General features: G+C 70.9%; 20 protein-coding genes and 1 tRNA gene. 7 read left to right on the top strand and 14 right to left on the bottom strand.

All coding sequences use genetic code 11. The features are described from left to right. Window positions 1-3: 3 nt before the first annotated feature. Window positions 4-387 carry a hypothetical protein gene (locus ABIA38_RS14625; protein ID WP_424639037.1) on the bottom strand — a complete coding sequence of 128 codons (384 nt, stop codon included), beginning with the start codon at window positions 385-387 and terminating at the stop codon, window positions 4-6. Continuing rightward, a complete protein-coding gene (locus ABIA38_RS14620; protein ID WP_424639036.1) occupies window positions 384-1,607 on the bottom strand; it encodes a hypothetical protein in 1,224 nt (407 codons plus the stop codon). The genes ABIA38_RS14625 and ABIA38_RS14620 overlap by 4 nt, the downstream gene beginning before the upstream one ends. A 317-nt stretch (window positions 1,608-1,924) precedes the next feature. Between ABIA38_RS14620 and ABIA38_RS14615 the strand changes: the two genes are divergently transcribed. Continuing rightward, window positions 1,925-5,080 (top strand): AfsR/SARP family transcriptional regulator, encoded by a 3,156-nt coding sequence (locus tag ABIA38_RS14615; RefSeq protein ID WP_424639035.1) that lies wholly within the window; start codon window positions 1,925-1,927, stop codon window positions 5,078-5,080. A 239-nt stretch (window positions 5,081-5,319) separates the two neighbouring features. Here the strand turns inward: ABIA38_RS14615 and ABIA38_RS14610 are convergent, their stop codons facing one another. The 5 genes from ABIA38_RS14610 to ABIA38_RS14590 form a co-directional block, all read right to left on the bottom strand. After that, window positions 5,320-6,093: an ATP-grasp domain-containing protein gene (locus tag ABIA38_RS14610; protein WP_424639034.1), complete on the bottom strand. Its 774-nt coding sequence runs from the start codon at window positions 6,091-6,093 to the stop codon at window positions 5,320-5,322. Between the two features lie 97 nt (window positions 6,094-6,190). Beyond that, complete coding sequence (locus tag ABIA38_RS14605) at window positions 6,191-7,174, bottom strand: ATP-grasp domain-containing protein (RefSeq protein WP_424639033.1); 984 nt, start codon at window positions 7,172-7,174, stop codon at window positions 6,191-6,193. A 243-nt stretch (window positions 7,175-7,417) separates the two neighbouring features. Continuing rightward, entirely contained in the window at window positions 7,418-8,053 is a 636-nt protein-coding gene (locus tag ABIA38_RS14600; RefSeq protein ID WP_424639032.1) for a hemerythrin domain-containing protein, read from the bottom strand. A gap of 245 nt (window positions 8,054-8,298) precedes the next feature. Then, window positions 8,299-8,949 carry a TetR family transcriptional regulator gene (locus ABIA38_RS14595; RefSeq protein WP_424639031.1) on the bottom strand — a complete coding sequence of 217 codons (651 nt, stop codon included), beginning with the start codon at window positions 8,947-8,949 and terminating at the stop codon, window positions 8,299-8,301. A 99-nt stretch (window positions 8,950-9,048) separates the two neighbouring features. After that, window positions 9,049-10,047, bottom strand: coding sequence for an aldo/keto reductase (locus ABIA38_RS14590; RefSeq protein WP_424639030.1), 999 nt, complete (start codon window positions 10,045-10,047; stop codon window positions 9,049-9,051). 1,626 nt (window positions 10,048-11,673) lie between these two features. On the opposite strand from ABIA38_RS14590, the gene ABIA38_RS14585 reads away from it, so the two are divergent. Beyond that, window positions 11,674-12,576, top strand: a complete 903-nt coding sequence (locus ABIA38_RS14585) for an acyl-CoA thioesterase (RefSeq protein WP_424639029.1) — start codon at window positions 11,674-11,676, stop codon at window positions 12,574-12,576. A 358-nt stretch (window positions 12,577-12,934) separates the two neighbouring features. On the opposite strand, the gene ABIA38_RS14580 is transcribed toward ABIA38_RS14585, so the two are convergent. Together ABIA38_RS14580 and ABIA38_RS14575 are read right to left on the bottom strand one after the other, a co-directional pair. Further along, window positions 12,935-13,126: a hypothetical protein gene (locus ABIA38_RS14580; protein WP_424639028.1), complete on the bottom strand. Its 192-nt coding sequence runs from the start codon at window positions 13,124-13,126 to the stop codon at window positions 12,935-12,937. Window positions 13,127-13,135: 9 nt separating this feature from the next. Further along, the gene (locus tag ABIA38_RS14575) at window positions 13,136-14,632 is read right to left on the bottom strand and encodes an MFS transporter (protein WP_424639027.1); all 1,497 of its coding nucleotides are present in this window, start codon (window positions 14,630-14,632) and stop codon (window positions 13,136-13,138) included. Window positions 14,633-15,094: 462 nt separating this feature from the next. On the opposite strand from ABIA38_RS14575, the gene ABIA38_RS14570 reads away from it, so the two are divergent. Continuing rightward, on the top strand, window positions 15,095-15,820 hold the full coding sequence (locus tag ABIA38_RS14570; protein ID WP_424639251.1) for a TetR/AcrR family transcriptional regulator: 726 nt from the start codon (window positions 15,095-15,097) through the stop codon (window positions 15,818-15,820). 298 nt (window positions 15,821-16,118) lie between these two features. On the opposite strand, the gene ABIA38_RS14565 is transcribed toward ABIA38_RS14570, so the two are convergent. Further along, window positions 16,119-16,202, bottom strand: a tRNA-Leu gene (locus ABIA38_RS14565). A 355-nt stretch (window positions 16,203-16,557) separates the two neighbouring features. Here ABIA38_RS14565 and ABIA38_RS14560 point away from each other — a divergent pair. The 4 genes from ABIA38_RS14560 to ABIA38_RS14545 all read left to right on the top strand — a co-directional run bounded on the left by ABIA38_RS14560 (window position 16,558) and on the right by ABIA38_RS14545 (window position 20,275). Next, window positions 16,558-17,217: a hypothetical protein gene (locus tag ABIA38_RS14560; RefSeq protein ID WP_424639026.1), complete on the top strand. Its 660-nt coding sequence runs from the start codon at window positions 16,558-16,560 to the stop codon at window positions 17,215-17,217. Next, window positions 17,214-17,564 (top strand): hypothetical protein, encoded by a 351-nt coding sequence (locus tag ABIA38_RS14555; RefSeq protein ID WP_424639025.1) that lies wholly within the window; start codon window positions 17,214-17,216, stop codon window positions 17,562-17,564. Before ABIA38_RS14560 ends, ABIA38_RS14555 begins: the two co-directional genes overlap by 4 nt. Window positions 17,565-17,611: 47 nt before the next feature. After that, window positions 17,612-18,958 carry an FAD-dependent oxidoreductase gene (locus tag ABIA38_RS14550; RefSeq protein WP_424639024.1) on the top strand — a complete coding sequence of 449 codons (1,347 nt, stop codon included), beginning with the start codon at window positions 17,612-17,614 and terminating at the stop codon, window positions 18,956-18,958. Between the two features lie 168 nt (window positions 18,959-19,126). Continuing rightward, a complete protein-coding gene (locus tag ABIA38_RS14545) occupies window positions 19,127-20,275 on the top strand; it encodes a terpene synthase family protein (protein WP_424639023.1) in 1,149 nt (382 codons plus the stop codon). Window positions 20,276-20,300: 25 nt separating this feature from the next. Here ABIA38_RS14545 and ABIA38_RS14540 read toward each other — a convergent pair whose 3' ends face one another. From ABIA38_RS14540 to ABIA38_RS14525, 4 genes are read right to left on the bottom strand one after another with little or no spacing between them, the layout of a single operon-like run. Next, window positions 20,301-21,206 (bottom strand): DUF4231 domain-containing protein, encoded by a 906-nt coding sequence (locus ABIA38_RS14540; protein ID WP_424639022.1) that lies wholly within the window; start codon window positions 21,204-21,206, stop codon window positions 20,301-20,303. After that, the gene (locus ABIA38_RS14535; RefSeq protein ID WP_424639021.1) at window positions 21,203-22,540 is read right to left on the bottom strand and encodes a toll/interleukin-1 receptor domain-containing protein; all 1,338 of its coding nucleotides are present in this window, start codon (window positions 22,538-22,540) and stop codon (window positions 21,203-21,205) included. Before ABIA38_RS14535 ends, ABIA38_RS14540 begins: the two co-directional genes overlap by 4 nt. Beyond that, window positions 22,537-25,308, bottom strand: a complete 2,772-nt coding sequence (locus tag ABIA38_RS14530) for a hypothetical protein (protein WP_424639020.1) — start codon at window positions 25,306-25,308, stop codon at window positions 22,537-22,539. Before ABIA38_RS14530 ends, ABIA38_RS14535 begins: the two co-directional genes overlap by 4 nt. Then, entirely contained in the window at window positions 25,305-25,931 is a 627-nt protein-coding gene (locus tag ABIA38_RS14525) for a hypothetical protein (RefSeq protein WP_424639019.1), read from the bottom strand. Before ABIA38_RS14525 ends, ABIA38_RS14530 begins: the two co-directional genes overlap by 4 nt. Window positions 25,932-26,270 lie beyond the last annotated feature (339 nt).

Below are 26,270 nucleotides of genomic sequence, written 5' to 3'. Positions count from 1 at the left end.
GGTTCAGTTCGCGTGCGCTCCCAGGACGGTCAACGTGTGCAGGATCGACGCGTAGACCGGCCAGGACGGATCGGCACCCGTGCGCCGCGCGGTGCCCGGCGGCGCCGCGCCGATGCGCACCAGCGCCCGGTCCGGCCCACACACGATCAGAGTGACCAGCGCACCGGGATGCGCCGCGGCCAACTCCCGATCCCGGTCGCCGGCCGCCGGCCCATCGGCCGAGGTAACCAGCACGTCGGCCAACCCGGCGCGGGGTGACGGCAGTTCGACCCGCACGTGCTCGTCGACGGTGACCCACCCGTCGGCGGCACGCACCACCACGGTGACCGAGACCGCGTCCCGGTCGGCCTGCCGGGCGGCGACCGGGCAGCCGCCGGGCGTCGTCACCAGACCCGTCCGGGCAACTCGGCGATCCGGGTGAACGGTCGTCCCGGCGGCGCCTTCAGCTTGAGGTGGCGATACATCAGATTGCGGGTGTTCCGGGCGAATTCGCCGGGTTGGGAGGTGATCCGGCCGGCCACCCGGGCGTACTCGGGCCGGCGGAAGTCCTCCGGGATCCGGGCGAGTTGGGCGAGCATCGAGCGGCGATGCCGGATCCGCGGCGCGAAGGCGGCCAACTCGCCCAGCGGCGAGGCCGGATCGATGTCCTGCTCGGGGTAGGTCGCCAGGGCCACCGGCGCCCCGGTGGCCGTCGCGTACAGGCTCAGCGAGCCGTGGTCGCCCACCACGCAGTCCGCCGAGACCAGCACTCCCCGCCAGTCGTCCTCCGGCGGAATCAACACCAGGCCCTCGCGCAACGGCCGGGCGAGCCAGGCGCGCACCTGGTACGCACCGTGCCCGCTCCACACGTTCGGGTGCATCAGCGCGGTCACCCGATAGGCGTCGCGTGGCAGTTCGGTGGTCATCCGGTGCAACAGCTCGGGGGTGCGGCCGAGCAGCGAGTTGCCGCCCCACGTGGAAGTGACCACGATGTGCCGCTGCCGGGCGCCGATCCGCAGCGCATCGCGATAGCGCGCCCGATTCGGCCGACTCGCCACCAGGCAGTCGTAGTTGGGATCGCCGGCGACCACCGCGGCGGTGACCGCCTCCGGGCAGGTCGTGCCGAGTCGAACCAACTCCTCGGCATGCGCGAGCAGGATTGTCGCGGGCACCAGCCGACCGTCCCGGATCAGCCATTGCGCGGACATCCCGTAGGTGCCGCGCGCGGCGACCTCGCGTCCGCCGCGCGGGGCGGAGACGAGCTTGTTGTGTCCCGCGCCGTGCGCCATCACGATGATCGGCGCGTCCAGTTCGTGCAGCCCCTCGTGCCCGGCCGCCAACGCGAGGTCGAACCGCATGTCCACGGCGCGCTGCCAGGGCACCGTGGTGGCGCCGAGCCGGTCCAGGAACTCCGCGACCCCGGAGCTGAACACCGTGGGCGCCATGGTGAAGAACACGTGCACCCGCAGGTCCCCCTCCAACAGCCGAACCGCGTCGATCAGCCGCTGCCCGGACGTGACGTTGTGCACCACGACCAGGACTCCCCGCACCGCCGATCGGGTCGTCCACCGTGCCGCGTCCGGTCGGACGGGTACGGGTCTCACATCGTTGGCTGTCATGATCGTCATCCACGCCTCCATGAGCGTCGTCGTCACCGGACGGGCCCCGTTCCCCCGTGGCCGGGCGGATCAGTTCGGTCGATACGGCCGATCGCCGTCGACAAGTGCGACATCCCCGACGCAGGGGACGAAATCCTTGCAGTTCGCCTGCAAGGACGCTGCACCGCCGCGGCAAACCGGAACGCGCCCTCGCGCATGGGCGATTTCCGGTCGGATTGCGGCCGTGGCGTGCTGGTGGCGCTGTGGCGGGACGTGCCACAGTGGTTGGACGACACCTCGGCACCGGCGCGCTTTTGCCAGGAGGACTGGGGCGGGGGGATAACGCGATGCCGGCAATTCGTGTGCTGGGCCCGATGGAGTTGTGGGTGGACGGCGAACGCCATCCTCTGGGGTCGCTCAAGGAACGATGTGTGCTGGCCGTGCTGTTGGCCGCCGAGGGCGGGTCGGTCGCCACGGATTCGGTGATCGCCCGGGTGTGGGACGACGAACCGCCGCTCACCTCGGTCGACACCTTGCGCAGCTATGTGTCGCGATTACGCAATCGGCTGCGGGTGGCGGGTGATTCCGTACGGCTCTTCTCGGACTCGCGCACATATCGGCTGGAAATCGATCCCGACTCGGTCGACTTCCGTCGGTTTCGCCGGCTGTACGAACAGGCGAATGCGACCGAGGACCCGGCGTCCGCCGCCGACCTACTGCGTGAGGCGGAACAGCTGTGGCACGGCCAGCCGTTCGCCGGTCTGCCCGGCCTGTGGCTCGAGTCGATGCGCGGCAGGCTCGAGGAGCAGCGCCGACAGATCCACGAACGTCGCGTCCATCTGGAGGTGACCCTCGGCCGACACGCGGAAGTCGTGGGCGAGTTACGGGAGTTGGCGGCCCGCCATCCGGTCGCCGAGCCGGTGGTGGCGGATCTGATGCTCGCGCTGTACCGATGCGGGCGCTACAGCGAGGCGTTGGAGGCCTACCGGCGCACCCGAGCCCGACTCAGCACCGAGCTGGGCGCCGATCCGGGCCCCGATCTGCAACGGCTGCACACCCGATTGTTGCACCGCGACCCCGCGCTGTCCGTTCCCGCCCAACGACGCACCCGGACGCGCGCGTTGCCGGTCGCGCCGACCCCGACCGCGCCCGACACACTGCTGCGGGACACCCGGCACTTCACCGGTCGGCAGGCCGAACTCGCCCGACTGTTGCGGGTGGACGAAATCGGCACGGCACTGCCGATAACGGTCGTGTCGGGCATGGCCGGGGTTGGGAAGACCTGTCTGGTCACCCATGCCGCGCATCGCATGCGGGCGAGCTATCCCGATGGCCGGCTCTACCTGAATCTGCACGCGCACGACCCGCACGAGGCTCCGATCGAGCCGACCGAGGCGCTGGGTTCGTTGTTGATCGCGATGGGCATGCCCGCGCAACATCTGGCGCTCACCCGGGATCTGCGGGCCGCGCAGTGGCGGCGGGAGATGGCCGATCGGCGGGCATTGATCGTGCTGGACGACGTTCGGGACGCCGGCCAGGTGCGGCTGTTGTTGCCGGGGAGCCCCCGTTGCCGGGTCCTGGTCACCAGCCGCCGCCGGCTCACCGACCTCGAGGGCGCGGGTTCGCTACCGCTGGAGGTACCGGACACGGCGGACGCGGCGGCGCTGTTCACCCGGATCGCGGAGGAGTCCCGGGACCTGGCGGGCGCGGACCACGCGCTGGTCGCCGAGATCGTGAACCGCTGCGGAAATCATCCCCTTGCGGTACAGCTCACCGCGAATCGGTTCCGTCATCGGGCCGGGCAGGTCCGCGATCTGGCGGCACGCCTGGCCGAGGCGCCGCGCCCGCTCGACGTGATCGACGCACCGCCGGGCATCGCGATGGCGTTCGACCTCTCCTACGCGGAACTGGCCCCGGCCGCACGCACCGTCTTCCGCCGGCTCGCGCTGCATCCGGGTCCGGACCTCGGCTGGTTCGCAGCAGTCGCGTTGTGCGGCGTCGGTGCGGACGAGACCCGGCGCGGCATCGACGAACTGGTGGAAACACACCTGCTCGAAGAGCCCGCCCACGACCGCTACCGCTTCCACGACCTGGTGCACGACTTCGCGATCCACGCCGCACACCGGGAGGACTCGCCCGAGACCCGCACACAGGCCATCCGACGGCTGCTCGACCTGTATCTCGACCTGGCCGAGCAGGCGGACCGGTCGGCCTATCCGCACGCGCGCCGATCGGGCCTGGTACCGATGCCGGCCCGACGTGCGGAGCCGCCGTTCCGAACGGCCGAGGAGGCGGAGGACTGGCTGGCCCGCGAGCGGGCCGCCCTGGTCGCCGCGACCCGGCTGGCCGGCGCCGCGTCCCCGGAGCATCTGCGCTTCCTGCCCGAGGTGTTGGGCAGGTCGCTGCTGAAATGGGGGTCGTGGACCCTCGCACGCGACCTGTACACCGCCGCGCTGGACGCGTGGCGTCGGGCCGAGGTGCGGGAACAGCGGGCCGAGACACACCTGTTGATCGAGCGCGCGTCGATCCAGTGGCGGCTTGCCGCGCACGAGGCCGCCTTTGCGGACGCGGCCGAGGCACTCGCCCTGGCGGAGGGCGCGAAGGATCCGTCCGGTCAGGCCGAGGCGCTCGCCGAACTCGGCGCGACATACGTACGCGCGGGCCGTTTCGCGGCGGCTCTGGAGCACCTGGAGCGGGCCCTCGCCATTCACCGCGGAATCGAGAATCCGCACGGCCGGGCCGGGGTGCTCCTGTATCTCGGGGTGGCCCTCGGCCATTTGCGGAGATTCGACCCGGCCGCCGAGCACATGTCGGCCGCCGGGGACATCTACGCATCGCTGGGCGAGCACCGCGAACTGGCGAAGATTCTCAACAACCTCGGCGAGCTCTATTTCCTGCAGGGCGATTACGACAATGCCGAGCGCTACTACCTGAAATCGCTCGACGTGGTCCGGCGCACCAACAGCCGTGCCGAATATGCGATATTGATGAACAACTTGGGCCAGGTCCAACTCGCGCGCGGAAATCCGACCGGCGCATTGGACCGCTACGCGCAGGCCATCCAGGTCTACGAGCAGATCAGCGATCTGCGCAGCGAGGCCGACACCCGGATCAATGTCGGCCTCGCGCATCTGGCGATGGGCGCCGCCGGCGAGGCGCTCGCGCACTTCGGCCGAGGGCGCGAGATCGCCGAGCGCATCGGCGACGCCCTGCACCGCCAGCGCGCCGCCGCCGGTTTCGCCCGGGCCCACGAGGACCTGGGCGACCGGATCGCCGCACGTGCGGAGTACCGCAGGAGCGCGGAGTTGGCCCACACGATGGGCACGGAACTCGAGGAGGCGCACGCCCTGGCCGGCCTGGCCCGGACGACCGAGGCACTCGACGGCCCCCTCGCCGCCCGCCCGTACTGGGTGTCCGCGCTGGCCGGCTACGAGCGTGTGGGGGCCGCGGCGGCGGAGGGGGCACGGGAGGCACTGCGCCGCATCGACGATGCGGCGCAGTGATTGCTCAGACGAGGCCCGGGGACCAGGTCGAAAGAAACTCACCCACGCTCATCATGAACGTGGTCGGTACATTGACACACCCGAGCAACCCAAGCAATTGGGATATATACATTCAATGTCCTTTGGAATCTTTTCCACGGGCTGCAAGAATTTCCGCCCGCACGCAGAAGATACCACCGAAACGATCTATGCCACCACTCCTCGTAGGCACGGGACTTCGATACGTGCACGTCCGCCCGTCAGTGCGCCCGATTCATCCGATCAGCTCGGTTCGCGACAATCGCGCAAGGCACCTCATCCGCTCTTTCCGCCTTGTCCGGATTTACCGGCAGAGTCGCCAACTCGGCCAATGCCTCCGGCGCGCCCCGCATGGTGCGCATGCCGGGGAAGGCGTTGACGTCGATGATCGACGGGGTGCCGTCGACCTCGAGGATGTCGACGCCGTAGACGTCGAGGCCGAAAGCGGTGCCGACGTCGCGGGCCAGGGTGGACCAGCCGGGTGGGAGGTCTTCGGGGGCGATCGGCTTGGTTTCGGCGGGGCCGTCGAGGGCGGTGCGGCGCAGGCCCGCGAAGACCTGGCCGGCGACCACCCACAACTTGTGGTCCCAGCCGCCGTTGTCGACGAACTCCTGGGCCACGATCGGCTCGTCGGGCCAGTCCCGGGCCAGCGCGCGCAGTGCGGCGACGTCGTCGACGCGGGCGACCAGGTCGTGTCGGCGGCTGTACCGGCTCTTGACCATGAGCGGGTACGCCGGGCCGGTCGCGAGCAGCCCGGCCGGGGATCCGAAGGCCCGGGTGGCCGGGAACGGCAGCCCGGCCGCCCAGGCGAGTTCGGCCATGCGTACCCGGTCCTGGCAGGCCCGGGTGGCAGCAGCGGAGTTGAGCACGCGCGCGCCGTGTCGCTCGGCCCGTTCGGCGAATGCGAGCGCCTTGGCGGTGCGGGCCTTGAGCAGGTAGACGTCGGCGGTGATCGGGTGTTGCTCCGGGACGGCGTCCGGGTCGAGTGCGCTCACCTCGTGACGGAGCGTCAGGAGGGCGCGCGCGGCGACCAGAAGCGGGTGATCGGGGCGATCGGTGACAAAGCAGACCCGCATGTGCGCACGCGCCCCGTCAGCCGACGTACGCGGGCGGCGCGGCGTCGACGACGGCACCCGTACCGTTCGCGGTCATCATGTTCGCACCCATCGTGTTTCGGGTCGGCGCGACCACGGCCCTGGGCCGCAGGGGCGTGACGGCCGCACCGGCGGTGCCGGTCGCGCCGAGCGCTCCGCCGCCGGCCGACGCCGCGCCGGCCGCGAGGTCGAGCACCGCGCGGGCCACCCGGGCCACCCCGTCCGGCACCCGGCGAAAACTCGGGAAGTCGTTGATGTCCACGACCATCGGCCCGTCCGGCCCCTCGATGATGTCGACGCCGAACAGGTCGAGGCCGAAGGCCGCGCCGATCCGGTGCATCAGCGCGGCCGTTCCGCTCGGCAGCGGGACCCGGCTCTCCCGGACCGGATGATCGGGATGCAGCGGCGATCGGCGTACGGTGGCGTGCAGTTCGCCCGCTACCGAGTACACCTTGAGGTCCGCGCCGTCGTTGGGCACGTACACCTGGGCCAACAGTGGCCCCTCGCCCGCCAGTTCCGCACCCAGGCGGGCCAACTCCGCAGGTGTGGACACCAGATGTACCGCCCGTCCGGAGCTGCCGTCGGCCGGCTTGACCACGAGCGGGTAGCGGTCGGCGGGGATCGAGCCGAGCAGTTCCGGCACCGCCGCGAAGTAGGTGACCGGCATCGGCAGCCCATGGGCACGCGCGATCACCGCCGCGACCGCCTTGTCCCGTACCGAACGTATCGAGCGCGCGTCGTTGATCGTGGTCGCCCCGAGCGCCGCCGCGGCCTCCAGCATGCTCAGCCCCGGACCGCCGGAGACGGTCTTGAGCACCCACGCGTCGTGCGAGCCGGCCCGGATCAGTTCGGACAGTTCGATCAGCGAGCTGCCGGGGCGCACGATGTCGACGTGATGTCCCCACGCGTCGAGCTGTCGGACCACGTCGAGCGGCATGCCGTCATGGCGGTATGTCTCCTCAACGAGGAAGGCCAATTTCATCGTCGTTTCCCCCCGGGACGGCCGCCGTTCCCCCATCCGGCAGAACTTTGACGGCACAGCATGCCACGCGCTTCGTGGACGACCGGCACACACCCCACCAAACTCCACGGGTGGGCACCGTCATGGGTCATTCGGGGGGTGCTTCGTCATCGGGTCAAGAGTAGAGAGGAATCGACGGCTCCGCTCGGACACCCGGTACGGCACGCGACGAGCGCGGACCGGACGCGAGGCACCGACGCGGCGTCACGCCGGGCGCGGGCCCGGGAATCGGCGCGGCGTCGGATCGCCCGGAATGCCGGCGATCCCGTCCAGGAGCCAGCCGATCGCGTCGGCGGGCGCGCGCGGACCCGGCGTCCGACGGTCGAACACGTCCGCCGCGTCGATTGCCGAGAGCGACGCGCCGAGGGTGCCGATATGCCCGCCGGAGGCGACCACGGCGGCGAGTTCGGGCAGTACCTGTACCTCCTCGACCCGCAGATGCGCGTCGACCGTCTCCACCAGGGCCTCGACGGCGGCGGCCACCAGCCACGTCCGCTCCCGGTCCCGATCCAGGCCGGCGATCATCGTGGTGACCGCGGCCAGGTCGTGGTCGATCCGGTGGTGGTCGGCCTCCAGGCGGTTGAGCAACAACCGCAGTTCGGGCCGGGCCACCCGAAGCACCGGCCACAGGCACGTGTCCTCGTACTCGTGATGGGCCATCAGGATCCGGGCCAGCAGCCGCCATTGGGCAAGCAGCTCGGCGGGCGCGCCCGCGTCGGCGGACAACGCGCGGATCCGCTTCGGCATCGGGTCGAGATCGCGGCGCAGCGCGGTGTGCACGAGCCGGATCCCGGTGAAGCGCAGGAGCGGTGACGCGGCGGACATGGGAGCGGCGGACATGGGGAGGTTCCTTTTTGCGGACGGCGATGCGTCGGACCGGGAGACCGGGATTCCGGGAAACGGGGAACCGGGGAACCGGGGAACCGGGGAACCGGGATTCCGGGATTCCGGGAGACCGGAAGTCGAGCATCGCGCAGCGGTGCGGCCGAGGCCGCGTGGACGCGTAAGTGTTACGCGCGTCAATCAACGTCCGATGCACATCCGCTCAACACCCTTCCGGAGGCCGCCCGATGGCGTGCCGTCGGTCAGTCCCCGGGAGTCGCAGGCGTGGGGGACGTCGCAGGCGTCGCAGGCGTCGAGGACGTCGCAGGCGTCGGGTTGGTCAGGCCGGCGAGGAGCAACCGGCGGACGTTCTCGAAGGCCGCCTCGGTTTCCGGCGCGGCCCAATCGGCGGCGTGTACCGGGTCATGGAAGCGGTCGGTGGCGTGGAAGATCGCCACGGCCGTTGCGCGCGGATCGGTCGGCGCGAACGAGCCGTCGGCGATCCCGTCCGCGACCAGCCCGGTCAACTGCTCCAGCAGGCCCTCGACATGCCGGGTGATCTCGGCACTGGCCTGGTTCGCAAGCTGCATGTAGGCCGCGAACAGCTCGGGGTCGGCGGACGCCTTGGCCCGCTTGGCCGCGAACAGCCCGGCCAGCCAACGGGACAGCCGCTCGGCGGGTGTGCCGTCGGCGGCCAGTACCACGGCGAGGGTGTCGTGGGTACGGTCCAGCCACCCGCGCGTGACCGCCTCGCGCAGCGCCTGCTTGCTCGGGAAATGCCGGTAGACGCTGCCGTGGCTGACCCCGAGCGCCCGCGCCACGTCCACGACCGTGGCCTTGGCCGGGCCGTACCGCCGCAGGACGTCCTCGGCGGCGCCGAGGATCTGCTCGGGGGTCAACGGATCGTCGGCCACGGTCGTACCTCTCTCCCTGTCTCCCGGCTCCCCTGCTCGCGAACCGCCCGCGCCGGTCGCGTGCCGACTGCGGCAGGCGGCTGCCGCTTGTGCGGTCGGCTACTTCTCGCTGTCCAGGTGGGCCATCATCGGCGCAGCGTACCGGCCGCCCGCTGCGGCGCCGGCGGGGACCGCCCGCTCGATCGCGGCGAGGTCCTCGGTGGTCAACCGTACGTCCAGCGCGCCGAGCGCCTCGGCCAGCCGGTCCCGACGGCGTGCACCGACCAGCGGGACGATGTCCTCGCCGCGCGAGAGCACCCACGCGATGGCGATCTGCGCCACGCTCGCGCCCTTGGCCTCGGCGATCGTGCGCAGTGCCTCGACCAGGGCCAGGTTGTGCTCGAGGTTGTCGCCGCTGAAGCGCGGGCTCATCCCCCGGAAGTCGCCGGGCGCGACGGCCCGCTCCCGGGTCCAGTGGCCGCTGATCAGGCCGCGCGAGAGGACCCCGTAGGCGGTCACGCCGATGCCCAGCTCGCGGCACGTGTCCAGGATGTCGTTCTCGATCCCGCGCGAGATCAGCGAGTACTCGATCTGGAGGTCGCTGATCGGATGCACCGCGTGTGCCCGGCGGATGGTGTCGCTGCCGACCTCGGACAGGCCGATATGCCGGACCCGGCCCGCCTTGACCTCGTCGGCGATGGCGCCGATGGTCTCCTCGATCGGCGTGTTCGGGTCGACGCGGGCGAGCCGGTAGGTGTCGATGTGCTCGGTGCCGAGCCGGACCAGGCTGTAGGCGAGGAAGTTCTTCACCGCGACGGGCCGCCCGTCGTCGCCGCCCCAGCCGCCCTCGGCGTCGCGCAACGCACCGAACTTGACGCTGAGGTGCACCGCGTCACGGTCCCGCCCGCGCAGCGCCTCGGCGATCAGCAACTCGTTGTGGCCCATGCCGTAGAAGTCGCCGGTGTCGAGCAGGGTGATCCCCGCGTCGAGGGCGGCATGGATGGTGGCGATGCTCTCGGCGCGGTCGGCGGGCCCGTACAGCGCCGACATGCCCATGCACCCGAGGCCGAGCGCGGAGACCTGGTCACCGGCCGAACCACCGAGATTGCGCTTGATCATGAAGTTTCCCTTCGACCGTATCGGGCCCCCGGAACGCCCGGGGCACCCGCCGCCGGCAGCGGTGCCGACGACTCAAGCATGGCTCATGGACTGACAGATTTCAATATCTGTCAGTCCATGGATATTCGGGGGTGTCGGGATGGGGTGTCGGGATGGGGTGGCCGGAGGGCGGTGCGGGGGGAGTCGGGGGGTGCGGGGCGGGGTGCCGGGCGGGGCGGCGCGGGTTGATGAGGGGCGGGGCGCGGGGCGGGCGGAGTGCGGCGGTGCGTGGGCGCGGGGCGGGGCGGGGCTGGGCGGCATGGCGCGATGCGATGCGGGGCGGCGCAGTGCGGGGTGGCGCGGCGTCGGCGCGGCATGGCGCAGGTACGGCGCGGGCGCAGCGCGGATGATGCAGCGTGGGGTGGCATGGGTGCGGGGTGCCATGGGTGCGGCGCGGCGTGAGTGCGGCACGAGCACGGGCACGGCACGGGCACGGGCACGGGGCGAATGGTGCAGCGCGGGTTGTGCGGCCGCAGTGCAGTGCGGGGTGGCGTGGGCACGGTGTGGCGCGGCGCGGGTGCGGGATGGCACGGCCCGGGCACGTCATCGGCATCGGCGCGGGCGCCGCGCGCGTGGTGCGGCGCGGGCATGGCACGGCACGGTACGACGCGACGCGCGTGGTACGGCACGGCACGGCACCGCGCACGTGGTGCGGCGCGCGCGGCCCGGGTCCGCCCAACACACGCCCTGCGCACGGCACTCAGGCACATCGGCCCCGCGACAACCGCCCTACACGCAGCGCCCACGCCCGCCATGCCGCACCGCACCACGCCCTACGCGCGGCGCCGACGCACGCCGGCCCGGCGACACCCCCCTACGCGCAGCACCCACGCACGCCGGCCCGCCCAACACCCCTTCTCCGCGCGCCATTCACGCGCGGCGGCCCACCCGACACCCGCCCCCACAGAGCGGTCCGCAGGCCGCGAGACGCGGGACGCGCGGGCGACCCACCGGCCGTCTTCGCCGGATCCGCGTCGCCATCAATAGGGCAACGGTCGCCCGGAGGGTGTGCGCAGATCGGTCGGCGGCTGAGGCCGCGGGGAAACGGGGCGTTTGACGATCCTGATCCGCGTCATGGCCACGGCCTCCTGGTCGTTCCGGGGTCCGGCGCAGTCGCCGTGGTGCGCACGATGCGCACTACCTGCTCCTTCGATACCCACCCGGACGCCCCGAACCCTCCGCCGACGGCGAACAACCCCACTTTCCCACCGCCCGACCCGAACCCCCGTCCCCCACAGGGCCGAATCACTCCGAAACACGGCCCGGCCCGCCCAACTCACCAACCGTCCCCAGCAGTTCCAAAGCCCACCGCCAACTCCCGCAACCGAAGGGGCAGACGCCCGGCAAGCCCTCGGTCCAGCCCCGCCGCCACCCCGTCCCCACCGCCGGTTCCACCCTCAACCCTTCCACCCACAACCCTCGGCCGAGCCCGCTTCCCGACCGCCGAACCGAAGGTGCTCGACCCGGCGCCGGCAGGACACCGCCGGTGACCATCTCGACGCCACCCTCCTCCTACCGGCCCCGGCCGATCCCCCACTCCGGCTATAGTGAGTCCCATTTTCCAACTCACTCGTCGGAGGCGACGCCATGGAGCACGCAGGATTGGCGCGGGCAGAACAGCCGACCACGGGGCAGTCGGCCACAGAGCAGCCGGCGGGGGCACCCCAGCCCACCTCGCTGCGCGAGATATCGGTCGATCGGTCGTGGTGGTCGTGGGCCGGCGTACACGGTGGGTACCTAGCGGCGCTCGGACTGGACGCGATGCGCGAAGACGTGCTCAGCCGGTCCCCCAATAGCGAACGGCCGGTCCGGACCGTCACCACGCACTTCCTCAGGCCGGTCGACCAGCGGCCATTCGTCCTGGCGACCACGATCGAGCACGCCGGGCGTGGTACGTCGATGTCCTCGTTCCGTACCGAACAACAGGGCGAGTTGGCCCTGTTCGGCTCGGCCGTCTTCGGTGCCCGCCGACCCGGCCCCGCCGAGGACGGCACGCCGGCGCCCTCGGTACCGCCGGCCGACGAGTGCGCCGTGCTCGACCTGCCGCTCGAACTGATCCCGTTCCCCCGGCAGTTGGAGATCCGCCCGGCGACCTCGACGCTCCCGCTGTCCGGCGCCGCCGAAGCCGAGCTGACCGCGTGGATCCGGTTCGCCGACGGACGCCCCCTCGACGCGGCGGCCGTGCTCGTCCTGACCGACGCGCTGCCGCCGGCCCTGTTCGCCCGCTGGACCCGCCCCCGGCCCGTACCGTCGGTCGAACTGACCGTGCACTTCGGCGATGCCTTGGACGACGGCCCACTCGACGGCTGGGCGCTGGTCCGAATCCGCGCCGAACACGCGGGCAACGGCTGGGCCGTGGACGACAGCGCGGTCTGGACGGCGGACGGCCGCCTGCTCGCCCTGGGCCGCCAGGCCCGCCGAGTCCTCGCCGACCCGACAGCCACTACCACCGCCACCGCCACCACCCCGTCGACGTCGGCGCACCCGTGACGCCCAGCACCTCCCATCCTTGAACCCAAACGCGAACCCGAACCCACGCCACCGATCTTGCCGGCATCGAAATCCGCACCATCAAGGGCCGGTTCGGCGACGGCTGCTCCTCGGCGGCGGCTCCTCGGCGGCGCCACCACCGCCGTCGCCGAAGCCGGCAACCCGGGCTCGCACGACGCCGGCGCCTTCTCCGGCCGCCCGGCCGGCGCAATCGCCCACCAAGTTCAGCCGCAAACCGGCCGCGTACACCAACGCCCTGCCACCGTGAACGCCGAGATCCCGCCCGCCCTGTCGGGCCGACGGGATCTCGGGATCTCGGCAACACGGAGACGGGGTGCCCACGAAGCGGCACCCGCCGTCAGTCGCTCTTCACGCCGCGCTGCGCGGTCTCCACCACACCGGTCACATGCGCCGGAGTCATCTGGAGCAGCCCGCCGACCTGATCGAGGAGCGCCCGCTCGGCCGAGCCGATGCCACCGTCTGCGGCGGCGATCAGCGCCGCCCGGGTGACACACCTGCCGTGGAGCAGCTCCGAGCCGAGGCCAACCACCGGCACTCGTCACGAGGCACCCGGAACCTCCGCTTCCCGCTCGCCATTCGGCGCGGTCCGCCCACCCCCGGAAATCACCGAAACGGCGAGCGCACCAAGAGCAAGAACCCCGAACGCCACCCAGAGCGCCACGGTATATCCATGTACGACCCCGGATCTCACGGCCGTCTCACCGTTTCCGTGGTCGTCGAGGTACGACGAGGTGACGCTGGTCTGGATCGAGTTGAACAGCGCGGTGCCGAGCGCGGCGCCCACCTGTTGCACCGCGTTGTACGCCGCGGACGCGATCCCCGCCTCATGCCAACCCACGTCGACCATCGCCAGGTTCGTCGCCACCGCCAATAGACAACCGAGCCCGAGCCCGGTGAGGATCTGCGCCGGCACCAGATACGCCACGAACACATGCGAGCTGTCCGCGGTGAGCCGAGTAAGAATCAGCAACCCGATCGCGCCGAAGATCAGGCTGAACACGATCAGCAACCGAGGGGCGACCCGACCGGACAACTTCGCGGCGATCAACATCGACCCGACGATCGTGGCGACGGCGTTCACCAGCAACGAAAGCCCGGTCTTCACCGGCGAATATCCGAGAATCGTCTGCGAGTAGTAGCTCATGAACAGGTAGAACCCGTAGATCGAAACAAACATCACCCACACGGACACGAAGGCCGCACCGCGCACCCTGTGCAGGACGATGTGCAACGGCATCAGCGGGTTCTTCGCCTTCGTCTGGACGAACACGAACAGCACCAGCAACAGCAGGCCGCCGACCAGCAGAAGTACGACCAGCGAATCGCCCCACCCACGCGGCTCGGCCTGGGTGAAGGCATAGACCATCGCGACCAACCCGCCCGTACTCGAAACAACCCCCGGCACATCGAGCGTGCGCAGACTCCCCCCGGGTTCGTCACGCAGAATCAGCGGCGTGCCGGCCAGGGCGAGCAGGGCCATCGGGATGTTGATGTAGAGGCACCAGCGCCAGTCGGCGTACTCGGTGAGCAGCCCGCCGGCCACCACACCGAGCGCCGCGCCACCCGCGCCGACGGCGGCGAACACGCCGAACGCCCTGCCTCGTTCGACCGCGCCGGTGAACGTCAGCGTCAACAGCGACAGCGCGGCCGGCGCCAGCAACGCGGCGAACACCCCCTGCGCTGCCCGGGCACCGACCAGGGTGCCCAGGTTCTGGGCAGCACCGCCGACGGCCGAGGAGACCGCGAACCCGAGCAGGCCGACCGCGAACGATCGCCGGTGGCCGAGGACACCACAGACGCGCCCGCCCACGAGAAGTAAGCCACCGAAGGCAAGCGCGTACGCCGTGATCACCCAGTGCCGGTTCGCGTCCGACATGCCCAGGTCCTGCTGTGCGGAAGGGAGCGCGATGTTCACGATCGTCGCATCCAAAACGATCATCAACGTCGCAAGGCTGATCACCGGAAGGGTCCACCAGCGCCTGTTCGACTGCGCCAGGGACTGGGACGGGGAGGCTTCCTGCTGAATATCGGTCATGTCGACTCGCACTTCGGTCCAGTCACTCGAACAACGTTCCATAGCTCGACGAGCGTACTACGACCCGACCCGCGGTAAGGCTCCGAATCCGCCCGGGCACGAGCCCGCAGAAGCCCGCCGAGATACACGAAGTAGCCCTGAATCCAAGGGAGTTGCCAGGTCGGCAACAAATCCGGAAACAGCCCGGCAAGCAGGCGCGGCCCCCGGGATCGCCCGCCGACAGCGGGCCGGGGCGGGCGACCGGCGGGCTGCGAGAAGGACCGCCGAGCGGACCGGCGGCGAACCGCGCCCGGGCCGGAGGCGAGCATCACCCACACCGGAGGCGAGCGTCACCCCACCCCCGGACGGCGAGCAACACCCCACCCCGGACGGGGACCAAGGAGGACCGATGCGGCCCGAACACACGGTGATACGTTGTGCGCAACTTTTTGGGGCAGCCAGATAAATCCGGAGGTGAAGGTCATCGCAGACAAGGACCGGAATAAGGACCGGAATTCGGTAAACCAACCCGGCCGCAGCGTCGGTAACGTCTGGCTGCGGCCCTCGCGTGGCAACAAGAATGCCGAACCGCCACTCACCCGGGCCCGCATCATCGAGGCAGCCGTCGCCTTGTTGGACGAAGAAGGAATGGATCGGCTGACGATGCGTCGGCTCGCCGAAAAACTCCAGGCGGGCGCGACCACACTTTATTGGCATGTCGCGACCAAGGACGACGTCATCGACCTCGCCGTCGATTCGATTTTCGGCGAATCACCGGTGCCCACCGGCCACGGCGCCAGCCCTCGGGACGATATCTCGACGCTGATCAACAATTGGCGCCAGGCAATGTTGCGCCACCCGTGGGCGGCCACGGTCCCATCCCGCCAACGTCCCCTGATCGGCCCGAACTTCCTGACCTGGATGGAATTCCTACAATCCGCACTCCTCCGGGCCGACCTGCCCGAGGATCGCCTGAACCCGGCAACCTGGGCCCTCTACAACCACGTAATGGGCGCAACCGCCACCCAATCGAGCCTGCAACTCTCCCCGGAGGAAACCCGAATCGGCCAGGAATACCTGAAAAGCCAAAGCGATCGATACCCCACCGTCGCCGCACACAACTACATCGCCGACGACAACTGGGACAGAAGCTTCGCCCTGGGCCTCGAATTCCTCCTGAACGGAATGACCCCCCACACCACCCACTGACCCCCACCAGGATTTCCCGCCCACCGACCCACATCACCCCAGACCCCCGTGCACCCCACGGGGGTCCGGTCGCCGCCCTCCCCCAGAGGCCCGCACCACGACCCGACACGGACACAGCCGTAAGCACACGGCCCGGAAGCCGATCGCGAGCAACGCGAACCGCATGGACCTTTCGGCGCCGGTCCGGAGAATCCTCGACCCATTGGCCAAGCGGTCGAGCACGTCGTCGCAGGCCGGAAACGGCTCGGAAACGGGCCGGAAAACAGAAAAACCCCTGATCAACAGGGGTCTCTCGCGGTGTCCGAGGGGGGACTTGAACCCCCAAGCCCTTTCGGGCACTAGCACCTCAAGCTAGCGCGTCTGCCAATTCCGCCACCCGGACGAGTGGGCGCAGGGGTGGGGCCCTGCGTGCATGGAAAGGATAGCAAGGTTTGGGAGGGCTTTGCGACACGGTTACCTGTTGGTTGGTTTGGCCAGCTGCGGTGGGTGATTCGGGGGGTCGGGTCGCGGGTGTGGGTGGCTTGGTGGCGGGTGAACATTCCTGGGAGGCGTCGATCGCGGGCGTCGGTGGCGGTGTCGATTCGGGAGGGGAATCCCATGCAGCTCGGTAGGCCGGTGGCGACGGGTGTGGTCGAAGAGGCAAGGGAGGAGAAGGCGGCGGAGCGGGTCGAGGTGGCGCCCCGGCCGAAGGAGGTGCCGGCGCCCGTAGTGGAGGTGCCGTCGGGGGTTGCCGGGCGATGATCGGGCGGCGGCGGCTGCCGGAGGAGCGGCCGGGTGTCGCGCCGGTGGGGTACAAGGTCGCGGCGCTGCTCGTGTCGGTGGACGGAGATCGGGCCGGCTTCGCCGGGGTGTCGATCGGGCGGACCCAGGCGTACGACGTCGAGGCCGAGGCGCGCTGTGCGTACGGTCGGCGGCATCGCGCGCCCGCGCCGCGGTGCGACTGCGGGTTCTACTGCCTGGCGAGTGAGGCGGAGGCGCGCGGGCTGATGTGCGTCACCGAGTATCGGCACGCGGCGCTGCTGCGGGTGGACGTACTGGGCAGCTACATCCGCTACGAGCGCGGCTTCCGCTACAGCCGGCAGCGGGTCACCGGGGTGTGGGTCGGCGCGTGCCGGTGCGGCAATCCGGCCGAGTTGCTGGTCGACGCGGGTACCGGGGTGGTGGGCCGGCGTGGCCTGGTGGGCAGTTGTACCGGGTGTGCGGTCGGGCGGGTGGGACTGTCGTTCGGGTCGTACGCGCGGCTGGCCCGGGTGCCGGTGGTCGCCGAAGCGAGTCCGTACGTACGCGGCGAGGACGAACTCGTTCCGCAGCTGGTCGCCGAGGTCACCCTGCTCCAGGCCCGGCTCGATCGTTGTCAGGAGCAGCTCGGCCGGCTGCTCGGGACGGATCCCGGGTGAGCGACCGCGGGGAGGCGCCCGCGCCCGATGTCCGGGGGCTGCTCGTGGCGTGGGGGTTGTTCTTCGGCGCGGTGGCGCTGGTCGTGCTGGACTGCACGGTCGTGCTCGCCGGTTACCGGAGTGCCACCGGGGACTGTCTGGAGACGTGGGGTTGCCGGGCACCGGCGGTCGGTCCGGCACAGGGTTCGCTGGTCGCGTTCGGTACGAGTTTGTTGGCGCTGTTCCTGGCCACCCTGTCGACGGCGTTGCCGGGGCTCGGGTTGCGTGCGGTGCGGCGGTGGCTCGGGGTGGTGACCGTGGCCGGTCAGGTGATCGGTATCGCGGTGGTGGTCGACTCCACAGGCTGATCGGGAAGGATCCGCGGGGCTCGCCTGTTTGCGCTCGTGTGAGCGACATGGCGAGTACGACGACGGCGGCGGCAGCAGCGGCAGGGGTCGGGGCCGCGCCGGCGAATGGGGCGACGGCTGCGGTCGGTCGTGTCGAACTCCCGGCGCACGAGGGCGTTCTCGACGTCGTGGTGGTCGGTGCCGGGCAGGCCGGGTTGTCGGCGGCCTACCATCTGCGCCGGTCCGGGCTGTCGTTCGTGGTGCTCGATGCCGACGAGGGGCCGGGTGGGGCGTGGCGGCATCGGTGGCCCACGCTATTGATGGAGGCGGTACACGGGATCCACGAGTTGCCGGGGTTGCCGGTGCCGGAGATCGATTCGGCGCGGCCGGCCTTCGAGGCGCTGCCCGAGTACTTCGCCACCTACGAGCGGGCGTTCGGCCTGGAGGTCGTGCGCCCGGTCGCGGTGACGGCGGTCCGCTCGGTGCCCGCGACGGGGTGGCCGGCGGCGGGCTCGGGTACCGATCACCCGGTCCGGGGCACCGCGGGCGAGAGTACGGCCGGCAACCGCTCGTCGCCCGGGGCCCGGGTGCCGGCGGCGGGCGAACGCGCCGACGCGGGCATCGCCGTCGAGCACGCCGCAGTCGAGCACGCCGCCCGCGAGCCCGCAGCCCCCGACCTCCTCGCCGTCGAGACCGATCGCGGCACCTGGACCACGCGGGCATTGATCAACGCGACGGGCACGTGGCGGCATCCGTTCGTCCCCTACTACCCCGGCGCGGCCGACTTCCGGGGTCGGCAGTTGCACACCGCGGACTATCGCGGGCCGGCCGAGTTCGCCGGGCAACACGTGGTCGTGGTCGGGGGTGGCACGTCCGCGATCCACGCGCTCGCCGAGATCGCCGAGGTCGGGACCACCACGTGGGTGACCCGTCGGCCGCCGGTGTTTCGGGACGGCGAGTTCAGCGCCGAGGTCGGCCGGGAAGTGGTCGCGCGGGTCGAGGAGCGGGTCCGTGCGGGGTTGCCGCCGGAGAGCGTGGTGGCGGTGACCGGGTTGCCGCCGACGGCCGCGGTGCGCGCGGCGCGAGAGCACGGGGTGCTGACGCGACTACCGATCTTCGATCGGATCACCGCTCTCGGTGTCGAATGGGCCGACGGCTCCTCGGTCCGCGCCGACGCCATCCTGTGGGCGACCGGATTCCGCGCGGCGCTACGTCACTTGGCCCCGTTGGACCTGCGCGAGCCCGGCGGCGGGATCCGGATGGAGGGTACACACACCGCGCGCGATCCGCGCATCCACCTTGTGGGGTACGGTCCTTCGGCGAGCACGATCGGTGCCAACCGGGCCGGCCGCGCCGCGGTGCACGACCTGAAAGCACTGCTCTCCACCGAGAGCACCGCTCACATGGCAGCCTGATGCCCGGGCCGTCCGCGAGCCCGTGCACGTGCCACCACAGGTGCCGAACACGTATCACCGTACGTGTCCAAGCACCCGTCGACGTCACCCTCCGCACACACAAAGGATCTTGCGCCGGCGACGCCGATGCGGCATAACAATGATCACGCAACGGGTGGGAGAGACCAGGTGCCGCAGGATGTGCTGTTCTCGATACCGTTCGAGGCTCCGATCAGTCCGTACCTGGACCAGGCCAGAAGCCGCCATCTCGACTGGATCCGCGACCGCGGCCTGATCCGCACCGAGGCCGGGATGCGCGAGTACCTCGCGTGGGACTTCCCGGAGGCGGTCGGCCGCACCTACCCGCACGCGTCGGCCGACGACCAATACCTGCTGATGAACTGGTTCTCGCTGGCCTTCCTGGTCGACGACGACTGCGACACCGGCCGGGACGACGCCGACCCCGACCCCGACTCCAGCACCAGCACCAGCACCAGCACCAGCACCAGCACCAGCACCAGCATCGGCACCGGCACCACCTCCCGCCCCGGAACCCCGCAACGCCCGGACCGCGTCGCCGAGATCACCCGCGAACTGATCACCATCCCGTTCCGCGAACCGGGCACCCCACCCGACCTGGTCGCGCCGATCACCCTGGCCTGGTCCGAGGTCTGGGCCTCGATGTCCGAGGGCACGTCGGTCACCTGGCAGGACCGCTTCGCGGCGAACTGGGCCCGATTCCTCGCCGCCCACGCGTCCGAACTGCGGATGGGCGGCTCGCGTACGGTCCCCGACCTGGACGCCTACCGCGTCATGCGGCGCAACACCGCCGGCATCCCGCACTCGCTGGACGCGATCGAACGCAGCCGCCGCTTCGAGGTGCCCCCGCAGATCCACGCACACCCCCTGATGCGCCGACTGCGCGAGGCGGCCACCGACACGATCGCGTACATCAACGACATCCAGTCGCCGGGCCGCCGCGGCCGTCGGGTCGCGTCGCACAACCTGGTGGCGGTGCTGCGCGATCGGCTCGACTGCTCGTACGACGTCGCACTGCGCGAGGCGACCCGGATGACCTACGAGCAACTCGACACATTCATGACCCTCCAGGCGTACATGCCGCAGATCTGCGGCGAACTCGGCCTGGGTAGCACCGAGCGGATCGCCGTCGAGATGAGCGTCGAGGGCATGCGCGACTGGATCCGGGGCTACTACGACTGGGGCCTGCTCTCGGGCCCCTACGCCGCACCCGACCGCGCCCCGGACGAGGCGGTGCACGGCTACGCCGAGGAGTCGACCAACCCGGCCGGCGGGCACCTGCGGACCCGAACCGCCTGACCGCTCCCGGCCGCGACCGCCCACGTCACTGCGGCGGTCCCGGATCCGCGTACGCGGCGCGGGCCATCCACCCCTGCGTCTCGATCGAGATCACGTTCTCGCACCGTTCCACGAACCGCGCCTCCTCGGCCGGATCGAGCGGCATCCGGGCGGCGCGATCATCGCGCAACCGGCGCAACTGCTCGGCGCTACGGGCGAAGGAGATCAGGTTCTCCTGATATCGGACGCCGTACCCGTACAACATCACCGACGCCGACACCGTGGTGACCACGGGCACCCAGGCGCCGAACGCCGAGCCGTCCGCCGTACCCGCGAGCACCGCGAGCGCCATCCCGGCGAGCGCCAACACGAACTCGGCGAACTGGATCCGATTGACGCCCCGACGCATCCGCACCACCTGCGTCCGGTAGTAGCCGTCGGCCTGTACGTCGACCCGTTCCCGGACATAGCTGTCCACGTCCTGCACGGAGGGCGGCACCGGCCGCACCGAGGCGGGCAAGTGCGGGAGATGCACGAGCAGTTCGCTCGCCTCGTCCTCGAACCGGGCGCGCCGGGCGGCCAGCGCGGCCCGACGCTCGGCGACGCCGCCCGCATACGGGACACTCACCGTCAGGTAGAGGTAGACCTCGCTCTTGAGTCCCTCGCTGACCGAGCGCAGTCGCGTCCACGCGTCGATCCGCTCCGGTTGCAGCCGCAGCGAGGTCACCAGCGGGACCAGTCCCACGCACAACGCGCCCGCCAGCGACAGCACCTTGCCCGGCTGGTCGGCCGCCCGGGTGCCCGCCGTGACCAGGATCGCCCCGGCCACGCCCAGGATCAGTCGGGTCAGCCGCCACCGTTGCACCGACGCCTTCGCCTCGGAGGCGGCCAGCGACCAGCGCCGCTGGGCGCGCCAGGTCTGTTCCAGCACGGGATCCGGTTCGACGCTCAAGCGGGCCTCCAGGGCGGGTTCGTCGGTTCGGCGCGACCGGCCAGCCGCATCGCCCGGCCGTACGTACGCTTCAACTCCCCTTCACCGGACGGCGTCAGCGGCATCAGCTCGGTCACCTCGAGCCGATCACCGGCGCCGACCCGGTCGGTGACGAACAGCAGCAGCAAACGCGGGAAGCAAACCCGCAGTTCGCGCACCAACGCGACGTCGGGCAGATACCGGACGACCACCACGATCGGTCCGGTCTCCCGCGCGTGCGCCTCGATCACCTCGCGGAACCCGCGCTCCCCAGCCAACTCCGGGTCGTGGTAACCGTCGTAGTCCAGATACCCGGCCACCGCCTCCCGGATCGCGGCGACCAGACCGGCCGCCATCCGGGCCCCGACCGGCACCGTGACCTCCACATGCGGCCACGGACGCGGTCGCCCGCCGGCCCGCAACAGGTAGGCGCGCAGCGTCACATCCCGAGTCGCCGCGAGCACCACGACCCGCCCGTCCTCGCGCGCACACACCTCGCCCAACTGCTCGGCGGCGCGGGCGGGCACCCGGGCGTGCACCACACTGAGATCGGCCACCGTGTAGGCCGGATCCGGCCGCAACACCGGCAGCACCTCGGCCAACGCCCCTACCAGTGGGTCGGGTTCGCCGCGCGGCGCGGGCGCCCGTTCGGTCAGCAGCGCCTCGCTGAGCCGCTCGCGCAGCACCTCGCGGTCGAGCCGCTCGCCCACCCCCAACAGGCTCGCGGCGGCCACCAGGCGGTCCTCGTACGCCTCCCCGAGGGCCGCCGTCACCGCATGGCGGGTGGGCGACGAACGATCCAGGTGCCACAGCCGGATCTGCGCGAGGTCCGCGCACAATTTGGCGGGCAACCGGCTCCCGGCGATCTCGTCGTCGGGCCAGTCGCACATGTCCACCTCGCCGAGGTGGATCGCCTTCAGCGCGCTCGCGGCGAGTTCGACCCGGCGCACGTCGGGCAACTTGAGTGCGATGAAGCGATATCGCGGGTCGGCCCGCCGCCTGCCGTCCGCGATGCTGGCCTCGTAGCCGACGTTCGCCGACTCCATCGCATGCCGGGACAGGAGCAGCACGGTGGCCTGGCTGGTGTGCAGTTCGACCGCGATCTCCTGCTGCCAGGCGTCCCCGCTGCGCAGGAAGTCCTTGTCGTACACGGCCTCGAAGCCCTCGGCGGTCAGTTGCTTCACGAGCGCCTCACGCGCGTCCAGACACCGACAACACACGTGCCCGGCCTTGGCTCGGGTGCTGTGGCTGATGAAGATCCGGGGCCGGGGCGCGGCCATCGCCACGTGCGGACCGGGAATCTGCCGGATCGTCACGGGCGGCTCGCGTAAAGCTCGTCGGGTGTCAGCAGTCTGAACCAGCGGTACTCGTAAGGGTCGAGGGCGAGCATCGTCGGCGCACCGCGCCGAATCCGTTCCGTGCGAGGCGACTCGGCGTCCAGGAGATCCACCAGCGTGCCGACGGGGACGCTGGGCGTGGTCAGCGCGATGACGCGGCGCTCGGCAGCGAGATTGGCCACGCAGAGCACGAACTCACCACGATGGCTGCGGAGTAGGGCGAACACGTCGGGGTGAATGGTCGGGAGGCGGGTGGCGGCGCCTCGGGAGAGGGCCCGTTCGGCGGTGTGTGCGTGCAGGAGGGCGGCGATGCGGGGGTCGGAGGGGTTCGGCGGAAGCGCGGCCAGCGCGCGGAATCCCGGCTGCGCGAGCCTGGTCGACATACGCGTATACGCGGCGATCGACACGTCGGCGTCGAACTCGAACGGCCTCAAGGCCCGACCCGATACCCCGTCCACCGGCAGTTCGTCGCCGATCGGGATCCGTTCCGGCAGGTCTGCCTCCCGAAGCAGCAGGTGGCAGGTCTCGTCCTCCCGCCATGGGGTGGGGTCGGGCTGGTAGACCCGGTCGAGCACCAGGACCCGTCCGGGATAGCCCTCGACGAACCTGCATAGCACGCCCATAAGTTCACCCAGCCGGATGGCGATCAGGGCGGTCCCATCGACCCAGTCCGACACTCGCAGGTCCACCACTCGTACACCCGCGGCTCCCGCCGCGAGCAACCTGCCGCAGTACCGCATCAGCCGGAGCACCTCGACCTGCGCCTCCCCCAAGGCTGCGGAATTCACGACCACATCGACCAAGACCTTGACCCCGGCCACCTCAGCTGCCCGCAGGAACGACGCCGGCTCGACCGGGCCGACATCGCCCGGAGCGTAGGGCAGACACACACAACCCACACCGAGCCGGGACAGCGCGGCCAAGTCGTCGAGGTCAACGGGCATCGTCCCCACAACCGTGTCCCGCAACCAATCGGTGTCCGCGTCGCCCCTCGGGCGCGGGGTGAGCAGGTACGCCCGTCCGTCCGCAGCGCGCAGTTCGATCGGGCCGCCGCGACCGACGACGGTGAACGCCGGTCGCCCCGCCCCGGATACGCTCATCGGCCGGAACGGAAGGGGCACCTCGCGGAGCGAGGAGTCCGGCAGGTCGCCGTCCCAGGCCAGCAGCCGGCCGTCTGCAGCCACCGCCAAGGAAGCTCCGGAAGTGATCGCGAGGGATGTGAGGTCCGAAGTCAGGCCTCCTCCCTGGACGACCTGGGTCGGCCCGGACCCGGGCACCCGCACCAGATGCGGCCCGGTCTGCGCGAAGTACAGCGGATTGCCGCCGCGCCCACCGGTCATGGCAGTGATCGGCCGCCGGTCGAAACGCGCGTCCCGTGAGCTCGCGCCACCCTCGCGGACCTCCACGAACTCCAACTCGCCGGCGGCCGAGACGATCACCAGTTCCGAGTTGTCGACCCCGAAGCAGATTCGGGTGCCCGCACCGGCCGTCGAGGAAAGCTTCCTAGGCTTGTCGGAGGGATCGCGAGCCGAGACGATCCACACGCCGGACTCGCTCGCCACGACCGCATGGGAGCCAACCATCAATGCATCGCAAATCTCTCCCAGGCCCGAGATGCGCCAGACTTGCGAGCCGCCCGGGCGAACGATGGCCAACTCACATCCACAGTGCAGCAGTACCAGCCCCGAACGGCCATCCACCCGCAGTAGACGTGCAGTTGCCTCCAACTGCTTGGTCATCATCTTCCCGTCGCGGAAGATCCGCAGCTCCGTCCCGTCGCCCTTCGGCCCTGACACGACCTCAAGAGGCCAATCCGCCAGCGCTTCCTTGGCACCGAACACGGTCTCCGTGCGGAACAATCTCCGCTCGGTCGAACGCTCCTCGTCGACCCGGGTCCAGAGCAGATCCGCAAACACCACAACAGGGACATGCACGGACTCGTCCGGCCCCACCTCGACCGCATATTCAGCCGCCGCCGCATCCCCGGGGCCCGCCAACGCAACCCGTATCCGCTCCCCACCGGGCAGTTCGAGCACCCGTGCCCCCGGCTCCGGCGGTCGGCTGAGGGTCAGCCCGTCGTCGTCCACCCGCACGCCCACCGCGACGAGGCCACGCGCGGCCGGGTCGTCCCGCACCGCCCCGTCCGCCGGTTCGATGTCGAGCCGATTCGCCGCCGAGGAAACCAGTGTCCGGGCCGGCGCACTGCCCGCCAACACCCGAGGCAGGCGCGGCAGGAAGTGCACCAGCCAGCGGGCCAGATCGTCGGCCGCCGCGCCATCCGGTGCGCCCGCCGCGATTCCGTGTCGGAACCCCGTCAACTCGGCGTCCACGTCGATGTCTTCGACTGCCACTGCGTCCGCCACCGCCAACCTGGTGAATCGGCGCGCCAACTCAGGTGCCCCCGCCTGCATGTCCTCGGTCAAGTCGAGCACTCGGGCCCATCGCTCCGGGTCACACGCGAGATTCGCCCTCAGCGCGGCGGCGACGTCCGGTGCCAGTACCAGCGCATTCACGTCGGCCGATTCGACCAGCGGCGAAAACCACAGATCCGCCTCCAGGCCCGCCGCACTACCCGGGACGAAGGCCAACCTGGCCCGCCGGACGAACGCCGGTGTGGCGTACGGCGCCAAACACAGGGCCTGGGCCAGCCTGAACAGAGCCGGCTGCGTCGCGGCCAACGCCCGCACGTACTCGTCGGCGGCAGCCGGTTCACCCTCCGCCCACGTACCACCGCCCCTACCCGTCACCGCCGCACCTCCCCCCGCACCCGTCGGCTCTCCCGCCACGCCGAGCCGATCGACGTACGCCGATCCAGCGGCACCAACGACACCCGCCTGCGCAGCGCCCACGGATGCGCCCATGCCTCGTACGGCGTCAGGCACACCACCGGACACCCAGCCCGGCGCAGCGCGTCGAGCCAATCCCCCCACTCGACCGTCCCCGCCGCCGCATCCCCGCTGAACGGCAGTCGCCGCAACGCCAGATCCGACACCAGCACCACCGGAGTACCCGCCGCCGGAGCCCGGTAGCCATCTCGCTCCCGCCGCCCGACCCGACGCACGCCACGCAACGGCGTGCCCTGAAAGCGCAACACCTCGACCCGGTCCCGCCCGACCACGCCACCCGCGAGATCGCGCAACCACCGCTGATCAGCCCGGAACGGTCGCATGGACTCGCCACCGTCCAAGAGGAGTTGGATGCCCCGACGAGTGGTGGCCCGCGTCCGATAAGGCAGTTCGCGAACATACGCTCGACCACCCAGGCGCCGAACCAGCAGGCGTTCGTCCACCGTGCGCCCCGGGACATCCGTCGACGCCGCCGCGAACATCACCCCCGGCGCCCAACGCCCCAACCACGGCGGTTCGGGCATACCGCCGCCACCGCCCGCGCCGGGTTCGAGTAGGCACGCGACTTGACCGGATTCCGGCTCCGACACCTCTCCGATACCGGCGCCGTCACTCGCGCCGACTTGCGACTCCCGCTTCGGCCCACGGAGCACGACGACCGAACAGCGGTCGTCCATAAGGACCGGCGGGAGAACCGGCTCCGGCTCCGGCTCCGGTCCCGTCACCGGTTCCAAAGCCAACTCCTGCTCCGGCTCCGACTCCGACTCCCGCTCCGGTTCGGCAACCTCCCAGGTCGCCCCGGCCCGCCATCCCTCCGGCCCACCTGCTCCCACCACCTGCACGGAACCGGGCAAGAGCTCCAC

The organism is Embleya sp. AB8 (assembly GCF_049739465.1).
Taxonomy (GTDB): Bacteria; Actinomycetota; Actinomycetes; order Streptomycetales; family Streptomycetaceae; genus Embleya.
Note: the sequence above shows the minus strand (reverse complement) of the source record. Positions and strands in the feature narration are given on the sequence as shown.